Origin of the sequence: Psychrobacter sp. DAB_AL32B (genome assembly GCF_002224105.1) — a bacterium.
Lineage (GTDB): Bacteria > Pseudomonadota > Gammaproteobacteria > Pseudomonadales > Moraxellaceae > Psychrobacter.
In genome coordinates this window covers 39121-48657 of sequence record NZ_NEXU01000074.1, presented here as the reverse complement: position 1 = coordinate 48657, position 9537 = coordinate 39121, and the positions used below count along the sequence as shown (strand labels likewise).

The following is a 9537-nucleotide window of genomic DNA, read 5'->3' as shown; positions in this document are numbered from 1 at the left end:
TTAAAGAAAAAATGATTGATTAATAAGCTAATATATTCACTAACATAGATGTTTGTAATTGTTATATGATGGATGAATGCTTTTTGATTCTTCTGATTCATCAAATGTTTACAGTTTTTATTTAAACCTTCTCACTTTTACTGCTAGCTAGGACAGTAAAAATAATTGAAAAACTTAATGACTAGCAAGTATGAGCAATCAAAAAAGCATGCACAATAAAAGGAATTTATTGATCATTTAAAGCTGGGTAGCAATTTTTTTGCTATCGCTTTATAACATAGTAATTAACCATGGATGGGTAAGCTTATGAGCATCAAAATGCTTAATCGGCGTGTGTACACACTTACGCTATTGACGGCGGCAGTCTCATTGGGATTGTCTGGTTGTTCGGATAATGACAGTTTTAGTAGCAATATAGATGACAACACGTATGCGGCAGATATCCAGCGCACTGAGTTTGGTATCCCGCATATCACCGCTAAAGATTACAAAGGGCTGGGTTATGGCGTCGGTTATGCTTTTGCCGAAGATAATATCTGCTCACTCGCCCGTGAGCTAGTGGTGGCCAGCGGTGAGAGTATGCTATATCTAGGTACTGAAGGTAATATGGCAAGCGACGTTTTCTACACTTGGTATAACTCTCCAGCTAGGCGAGCTGAATTTTTAGCGGCGCAAGACCCTGAAGTGATTGATGCCGTAACAGGCTATGCCGCCGGTTATAGTCGTTATCTGCGTGATAAAGGGGTTGCCAATATTGACCCTGCTTGTGCTAACGCTAAGTGGGTACGTGAGATCACCATTGATGATTTATTGATAGTTTATGGCAAAGCCAATTTGCGTGGTGGCTTATCTAACTTTGTCGGTCCAATCGTTGCTGCAGCGCCGCCTGCAGCAAACGGCGTAATGGGTAGCTCTAGAATGCGTAGTGTTGAGGCTTCAGATCCCGTTGTAGAATCAGCACCTGCATTTGATATGAGCACTATCAACGCGATGGATGGCGGTAGTAACGCGTATGCATTCGGTAGTGAAGTAACCGGTACTAGTAGTGGTGTCATGTATGGCAATCCGCATGAACCATGGGAAGGCGTACAGCGCTTTTATGAGTTTCACTTAACTCTGCCAGGCGAGCTTGATGTCATGGGTGCCGCTCAACAAGGCCAACCCTTCATTAACATTGGCTTTAACAAAGACGTTGCTTGGAGTCATACCGTTTCTACTGCCAAGCGCTTTACCCTTTATCAGCTCAGTCTGGTGAATGGCAATCCGATGAAGTATAACTATAAAAATAGCGCTGGTGTGTTTGAGCAGCGTGATATCGAAGCGGTTCCTATTACTATTAAACTACCAAACGATCAAACGCTGGTTCGACCCATATATTTATCACAATATGGACCTATGCTAGCAGTCGATAAGGTTAGTGGTGCCCTGCCAGCTTGGGGCACTTATAATCTAGCTTTTACGATTCGTGATGCAGCCTCTGAGAATCCTCGTGCATTGAATCAATGGCGTAGTATGAATAAAGCTACCAGTGTTGAAGATTTAGTAGATAGAATGCAAGATATAGTCGGTCTGGGCTTCGTCAATACCATCGCTACTGACCGTTACGGTAAGGCACTGTATGCCGATATCTCAACCGTTCCACATGTAACCAAGCAAAAATTAGAAGCTTGTAGTGCCAATGCCGGTCCAGTCCTTGGCGGCTTGATTGCAGCAGATTTACCAGCACTTAATGGCAGTACAGCAGACTGTGAATGGGGCAGTGATACCGATTCACCACAAGCGGGTATCTTTGGACGGACAAATTTACCCTTCTTGATTCGTAATGACTATGTCGCCAACTCAAATGACAGCTATTGGCTTAGCAATCCTCAACAGCCACTAACTGAATTTTCACCCTTGCTACGCCGTCGCTTACTGCCTTTCCTAGGTGCTAATCCAGTAGATGGTGTACCGTTACTGATGCGTTCGCGGATGGGACTTACTCAGATAGCGGATCGATTAAGCAATAAAGATAATTTAGGCGGTAATACCTTTAACCTAGAGAATATGCAAGAGGTCGTTTATGGCAACCGCAGTTATGTTGCCGAATTGGTACTTGACGATGTACTAGCTGATTGTAAAGATAAGCCAATGATGCCTATTTCTACAGGAGGCACTGTTGATGCTACAGCAGCCTGCACAGTTTTAAGCAACTGGGATCGTCGTAACAACTTGGATAGCCAAGGTGCTCATGTTTTTAGAGAGTTTTGGAGTAATGTTGATTTTACTGAAACTACTGATGATGCCTTTAGTGTTAAGTTTAATGTAAACGATCCTGTTAATACCCCTAGTGGTTTGCTTATCAATGAGAGTACGCGTACCGCTCTAGGCGATTCCATCAGGTTCTTTCAAGATAAAAACATAGCGCTTGATGCCTCATTATCTGATCTGCAATACGTCATCGATGCTGGCAGAAATAATGAGAAAATCTCTATGCATGGTGGATTAGGTCGCGAAGGGGTCTTCAATGTTGCACAATCTCGGAATAGAATTATCGATAGAAACGGCGTTAAAACTACAACTACTGTAAACGTTGATGGTACTTACGGTCCAATTATCAATGGTCCAACCTACATGCAGACGGTCACGTTTGATGACAAAGGACCTGTGGTAGAAGCGCTACTAGCGTACTCACAGTCAGCCGATAAAACACGGCCTTATCACCGTGACCAAACGCGCCGTTATTCTGCGAAAGAATGGATTCGTCTGCCCTTTAGCGCTGGTGAAATCTCCAAGCAAGCCGTTGGTAATAAGATTCAACTCAGAGAATAAATTAGCGTAATTTTTGATATTGATATAAAAGACTTTAGGGTAATCCTGAGGTCTTTTTTTGTACCCTATAATAATACAACTTTATGGGTATATACAAAAACTCGCTGTCCATGCCACTATAGTTAATGATTTGTTATACTAGTCATTACCTGCTTAGCTTTGAAATTTATGCTAAATAGCTCAGCTGACTTATGCATTATTGTCATTCGCAGTGAGCCAAATAACCTATATCAAAATAGCGACCAGCAAAGCTATTACCCGACTTAAAAAAGCCGTTTACCAATCACGTAAAAACGACGATTTATACAGTCAAACGAGGAATCTTGCATGTCAGAACAATTCGATATCAATAGCGCATCTCAACCCTCCATCAATGCGAGCGAGCAGCCCACCACGGTACGTCCTGTCATGCAGCTGGACAATCCGTATGCCAGCACTCGTGGCAGCATTACCAGTAAGCATCTGCCGGCATTCGATCAAGACATCATTAATAAATATAATCGTTCAGGGCCACGCTATACCTCCTACCCGACCGCTTTAGAATTTTCACCGATGCCAGAAGGGCTTGAGACAAAAATCCTGCAAGAGCGCGAAGCCCATGCGCCATTATCACTGTATTTCCATATTCCATTTTGCCGTCACCTTTGCTATTACTGTGCTTGTAATAAAATCATCACCAAAAAGAACAGCGATGCTGGCGATTATCTAGAATATCTGATTGCTGAAATTAAGCACAAACGCAGCTTATTAAGCACACCAGAAAACGGTAAAAAACCACTGGTTAAACAGCTACATTTCGGTGGTGGGACGCCCACATTTCTACAAGACAATGAACTAATACAACTTTGGGAATTCTTGCAGACCCAGTTTGAGTTTTTGCCGGAAGACCAAGGCGATTATTCTATCGAAATTGACCCACGTGAGCTGAGCGGCGAGACGCTACAAGTTCTACGTAACCTTGGTTTTAACCGTGTGAGTTTGGGCGTACAAGATTTAGATGAAACCGTACAAATTGCGGTCAATCGGGTACATTCAGCAGAATTAATTGAAAATGTGTTAAAAGAAGCGCGCGCGCTAGGGTTTCATTCTATCAATGTCGATTTGATTTATGGCTTACCGCATCAAACGCCAACGACTTTAGATAAAACCGTAAGCCGTATTATCGAGATGACGCCCGATCGCTTGTCGGTATTTAATTATGCTCATTTGCCGGAACGCTTTAAGTCTCAACGACAAATCAAAGAGGCGGACTTGCCTACTCCAGCCGCCAAGCTTACGATGCTTGGTAATACCATCAATACCCTAACCGAAGCAGGTTATCAGTATATTGGTATTGACCATTTTGCCAAGCCTGATGATGAGCTTGCTATCGCCCAGCGCGAAGGTAAATTACATCGTAATTTTCAAGGTTACACCATCATGGGTGATTGTGATTTATTAGGCTTTGGCGTCTCTTCAATCAGTCAAATTGCCAATGCCAATAGCAGCTATATCCTACAAAATCATACCGATTTGGAGGTTTATAAAGAAAACATCGATGCGGCGCGCGATAATCCTGCAGTGATGCCAGCGGTAAACGTGATTAAAACCTCTATCAAAGATCGCTTACGTGAATATGTGATTATGAATTTGTTATGTCACGACTATATCGACTTTAGAGACGTCAATCAAAAATTCGGTATCGATGCCATTACTTATTTTATTGATGAAATCCAACAATTAGGTCAGATGCAAGACGATCGTTTGATTGACATGGATGCTGCCGGTATTAGAGTATTGCCAAAAGGTCGCCTACTCGGTCGCAACGTTGCCATGGTATTCGATGAATACCTTGAAAAGAAACATAAAAACCGCTTTTCAAAAGTCATTTAAATGACCGTTCGCTAAACTAAGACTAGCAGCAATAAAAAAGACCTCAAACGAGGTCTTTTTTTGGCTTACGATAAATGCTTTGATCTAATAAAAACTATCTATATCTACTCGGTAGGCATCACGAGATATAATCGATTGGCATCTTCTATCGTTTTTTCTTTATCGAGATACTTCTGTTCAACGGTACTTTTTACATTGATTATCTCTGAATCTGTCATGGCAAAATCGTCATCATTGAGTAAACCTAATGAACCATCTTGACGTAGCCATAAACCTTCAAGCTTATCGTGCGGATAATCTAAAGTAGCTAGGACATCGACTACCAAGGTTTTTTTGACAGGCTTGATAGCCACCTCTTCTAGCGTTTGCCAGTTTGCTTCGTTTTCTGCAATTATTTGCTCAAGTGGTTGTCCATCAATCGTTAAGCCAAGAGTCTCATCTTGTTTGATACTTTCGCCATTTAGCACAGCTTCAATATCTGTTGCTTGCGAGATATCCATTTTATAAATAAGTTTTTTCGCCGCCTCATCTTGTAGCGGAAATTTCCGGTCATGCTCGATCAGATAAAATTCATGCTCATTTATAGCAACTATTCCTGATGCCACATATGCGGCATTATCAAGACGATATAAATACTGCGCTATTTGTCCTGAGATTAAGTTAATAGTAATAATGCGTGTCAAGCTAGAGCCGCGCCCCGACTTATCGGGATTGTCCATCGATGACTCCATGATACCCACCAGTGTGGTCTGATTTGGAGTGATGGTTAACGCCTCCATCCCGCGATTGGCGCGGCGCTTGGTAAATTCTGCCGGTAATAAAACTCGCTGACCATTCACAACTACGTTATTACGTTCATCACTGGCAAATGCATTGATACGTTCAATTTCCACCCCATCCGCATCATAGTGAACGAGATGCGGACCATATTCATCACTGATCCAAAAACTACCATCTTTGAGGACAGCAAGTCCTTCAGGATCTAAACCATTGATATCGCTTTTAATCGGATTGATTATGGCATCAAAAGGCAGGTTTGGATTGACCGTCATCGGCTGACCATTTATATCATATGGTACTTCATTGGTACCGCCAAAGGCTTTTAGGTTCGGTAACCCAGAGATAGACTTGCCATTGCTATCTTTTAGCACTATCTCTTTTATCTTAATAATTTTGCCGTCAGCTTGCAACTCAAACAGCCCAATAGAAGGCGTATAATCGGGCACTAAAAACTGCTTACCTTTACCGGCAATACCATCAAAGTCGGCATTGGGACCTCGATCGGTAAGCACATAAAATTGGTTAGCATTGGTTGGATGTGCCGCCGCGTCTGAGCCATAGCCACCACCTCGAATCTCTAATTTTTGCTCAGGATAGGCGGCATTGATGTGCGTCGCATCAAGCACACTATAGGGTAATGGGCTGCCTTGCGAGAAATCCTCTATTGAGATTATTTCAGTATTCAGATGTTGTTTGGTCATTGTTATTTTCCTTGTATCAGTATTCTTATTATTAAAAAAGTGACATCACACGCTAAAAAATCCATTAAAGGTAGCCTTGGCAAATCAAAGTCAAAAAAATAGCCAGCGCGTTGCACGCTTACTGACTATTTTGAAGGGTTAACTCTATAGGATGTGGTTCAAGTACAGTGATTTAGACTTTAAGCTTATCACCGACCATGCCTTTTACTGTACTTAGAATGTCAGCTGGTAATACCACCATTTTTGAGTTATCAGACTCAGCCAGCTTACGAATCGCTTTAATATACTGCTCACCAAGTAAGTAAACTATCGGCATCTCTTCCGTGCCCATTGCAGCAGTGATTAGACGAATCGATTCTTCTGAACCTTTTGCCAGTACCACCTGCGCTTCAGCGTCACGGCGTGAGGCCTCTAAACGACCGTCTGCTTCTAGGATAGCCGCTTGCTTTTGACCATCAGCACGGGTCACTGTCGCACGACGTAGGCGCTCGGCTGCCGCTTGCTCTTCCATTGACGCTTGCATAGTCTGCGAAGGGTTAATATCTTGAATTTCTACTGTTTTTAGCGTGATACCCCAATCAGCAATATCTTCTGAGATGGCATGCTTGAGCTTCATTTTGATTTCATCACGACTAGATAATGCACTATCAAGATCCATCTCACCAATAATCGAACGTAAAGACGTTTGTACCAGGTTACGGATACCATATTCATAATCTTCGATACCGTAGACCGCTTTGTCAGGACGCACAATACTAATATAGGCAACGGCGTTAGCAATAATAACCACGTTATCTCGCGTGATCACTTCTTGTGATGGAATATCAAGCACGATGTCTTTGGTCGTAACTTTATAAGCGACATCATCAACATAAGGAATAATAAGATTTAAGCCAGGCTCTAGTGTTTGGCTATATTTACCCAATCGCTGCACCACCCACTTGTAACCTTGCGGGACGATGCGCACACCCTTAAACACTGTAAATACGACCAGTGCGACCAAAACTATCATTACAATACTAAAGCTTTCCATAACTCATCCCTATTATTATACTTGCGTATTTTTGTTCGTTGCTGCCCAAGCCTTCATACTGCTCACGATCAGCTCGTTACCGACGATATCCGTCACCACAACTCTATCACCGACTGCCACCTGCTCATCTCTAGTACGGCACATCCATTCAGCCGCCCCAACAATAGGGACACTAAAGCGTACCATACCTGCTCTATTTGGTTGTGGCTGCACGATAATCATACCGATTTCACCAACGATGACACTACCACCCAGTCCTGCTTCGGTGCGATCAACAGACAAAGGTTTTACAAACTTGAACCATGCCAACAGAAATATAGCGGAAAGTACCAACCAAATAATAATTTGAACGGAGATAGAAATAGGTAATAACCATGCAATCGCAGCAACGATGATGGCGGCAGCACCAAACCAAAGGCTAGCAAACGTCGGAACAAACATCTCGACAATCAGCAGCACAAAACCCAATACCAACCAGTGCCAAGGTTCAATCATCCAAAGCGTCTCCATCATTGCCACACTCCCTATCTTTATCATACTAACTTTCAATGTAGCACATTTACTTCCTTGAGAAGATTTTAAAAACCCTTCATTCGATACAATTGAAATTAATATCCTCTAAACCCACGTTTAAAATATCCATAACAACAATATTTGTTCTAAAAATATATTTAATGTAAAAAAACAAAAAAACGACCGCCGAAGCGATCGTTTTATTTATTCAACTAATTCAACTTTAAAAACATCAAAGTTAAAAATATAAATTCACATCAGAATTTGAAATGTGCACCTAAGGTGATACCACTTACGTCTATATCATCATTATCTTCAGCTTCAACACTAGGATAAATATTGTACATCGCCTCTATAGAGGCCATAGGTGTGATGTTATAGCCTAGTCCAAGTCCGCCCGCTATGCCAGTACCTGAAATTTCAGTTTCGTCACTAGTGCCAGTCAATTTAAAGGTATCTTTCACTGTGATTTCATTTTTAGCGATACCTAGGCGACCTTTAGCATACAAGTTGGTAGTAGGAAAAATATAATCATAAGTACCATATAAGCCATATGTTTTAGCAGAATATTCTTCTTTATTTATATCATCTTCATCAGAATCTGTATCACCAGTACCTAAGAACTCGGCTTCTACACCAAAGTTATTGGCCATTTTATAACCACCATAGATACCGTATGAAGTTGCGTCATCAACATCATCAACATCAGGACTATACTGACCAACCTTTGCACCGATATATGGTTGTCCTGCGTAGTTAACTGCTGCTTGAGCACTGACACTTAATAAAGACGCAGTTGCTAACGCTAATACTGTTGTTTGTAACATTTTCATTGGATTCCCCAAATTTATTTTAGTTGGTACTAAACTTTCGTATAGACTATATTTCACCGAAAAACCATCTCGTCTATAGATGACGGCGCTATAGTACCAATATTGTTGTTACTAAAAAACATTTGTTGTGTATTAAAAGTATTACAGAAAAAACGACCACCTTAAGTGATCGTTTTTTATTTAAGAAATGACTAATCAAAGGATTAGAATTTTAGCTGTGCACCAACCGTCATAAGACTGGTATCACTACCTAGCATGTCATATTCAGCTTCAACACTGAAATCAGGGTTTACTGAATAACCAAGACCTACACCACCAGCTAAGCTAGTGTCACTGTCTGAGAAGTTTTGTGTCAAAGTACCTGTTCCTTCTACCTCAGTTTTAGCAACACCTAATTTACCTTTGGCGTATAGGCCAGTATTTGGGAACTGATAGCGGTATGTACCATAAGCACCATATGTTTTGGCATCTACTTCACCGTTTTGACCTAAACTGCTATAGTCAGCATCATCTGAACCTACGTATTCAGCTTCAATACCAAAGTTAGGATCAAAGTTGTAACCACCATATATACCGTAAGCAGTTGGATCATCAGTACCAGAACGATCTAGATCGAACTGACCAACTTTCGCACCGACGTATGGTTGACCAGTATAGCCATTACCATAAGAAGTAGCTGCTTGTGCACCTACTGTTAGTAAAGAACCAGCGGCTAGTGCAATTAGAGTTTTTTGTAGAGTTTTCATTTGTAGCTCCTTAAAATCAATTTGGACAAACAAGTTATTTATTTATACTGGCCTTTTAGCCATATCGCCTTGTCTGCTAACGATGTATACATAGTAACAAACCGTGTCAAAAACTCTGTCTGTGTTTAATGGTAGGAAAGTTAAGTTTTGCAAGTATTTATCAGTACTAGAGTTACAAAGACTGAGATATGAAATCTTTTGTTACAACCACTTAGTTTGGGTAATAATCCCTACGTATTAAGTAAAAA

7 protein-coding genes are annotated in these 9537 nt (G+C 41.3%); 2 read left to right on the top strand and 5 right to left on the bottom strand.

The window, feature by feature from the left end:
- The first annotated feature begins 306 nt into the window (after nucleotides 1–306).
- Both CAN34_RS09070 and hemN read left to right on the top strand, forming a co-directional pair.
- Complete coding sequence (locus CAN34_RS09070; RefSeq protein ID WP_089555375.1) at nucleotides 307–2811, top strand: penicillin acylase family protein; 2505 nt, start codon at nucleotides 307–309, stop codon at nucleotides 2809–2811.
- A gap of 327 nt (nucleotides 2812–3138) precedes the next feature.
- Nucleotides 3139–4683, top strand: a complete 1545-nt coding sequence (hemN, locus tag CAN34_RS09065; RefSeq protein WP_089555374.1) for an oxygen-independent coproporphyrinogen III oxidase — start codon at nucleotides 3139–3141, stop codon at nucleotides 4681–4683.
- A gap of 104 nt (nucleotides 4684–4787) precedes the next feature.
- On the opposite strand, the gene CAN34_RS09060 is transcribed toward hemN, so the two are convergent.
- The 5 genes from CAN34_RS09060 to CAN34_RS09040 form a co-directional block, all read right to left on the bottom strand.
- Nucleotides 4788–6164, bottom strand: coding sequence for an esterase-like activity of phytase family protein (locus CAN34_RS09060; RefSeq protein ID WP_089555373.1), 1377 nt, complete (start codon nucleotides 6162–6164; stop codon nucleotides 4788–4790).
- A gap of 172 nt (nucleotides 6165–6336) precedes the next feature.
- Nucleotides 6337–7197 (bottom strand): SPFH domain-containing protein, encoded by an 861-nt coding sequence (locus CAN34_RS09055; RefSeq protein ID WP_079692948.1) that lies wholly within the window; start codon nucleotides 7195–7197, stop codon nucleotides 6337–6339.
- A gap of 15 nt (nucleotides 7198–7212) precedes the next feature.
- Nucleotides 7213–7710, bottom strand: coding sequence for an NfeD family protein (locus CAN34_RS09050; protein WP_089555372.1), 498 nt, complete (start codon nucleotides 7708–7710; stop codon nucleotides 7213–7215).
- A 257-nt stretch (nucleotides 7711–7967) separates the two neighbouring features.
- Nucleotides 7968–8543, bottom strand: a complete 576-nt coding sequence (locus CAN34_RS09045) for a porin family protein (protein ID WP_089555371.1) — start codon at nucleotides 8541–8543, stop codon at nucleotides 7968–7970.
- Nucleotides 8544–8746: 203 nt separating this feature from the next.
- Nucleotides 8747–9289 (bottom strand): porin family protein, encoded by a 543-nt coding sequence (locus CAN34_RS09040; protein ID WP_089555370.1) that lies wholly within the window; start codon nucleotides 9287–9289, stop codon nucleotides 8747–8749.
- Nucleotides 9290–9537: the final 248 nt, after the last annotated feature.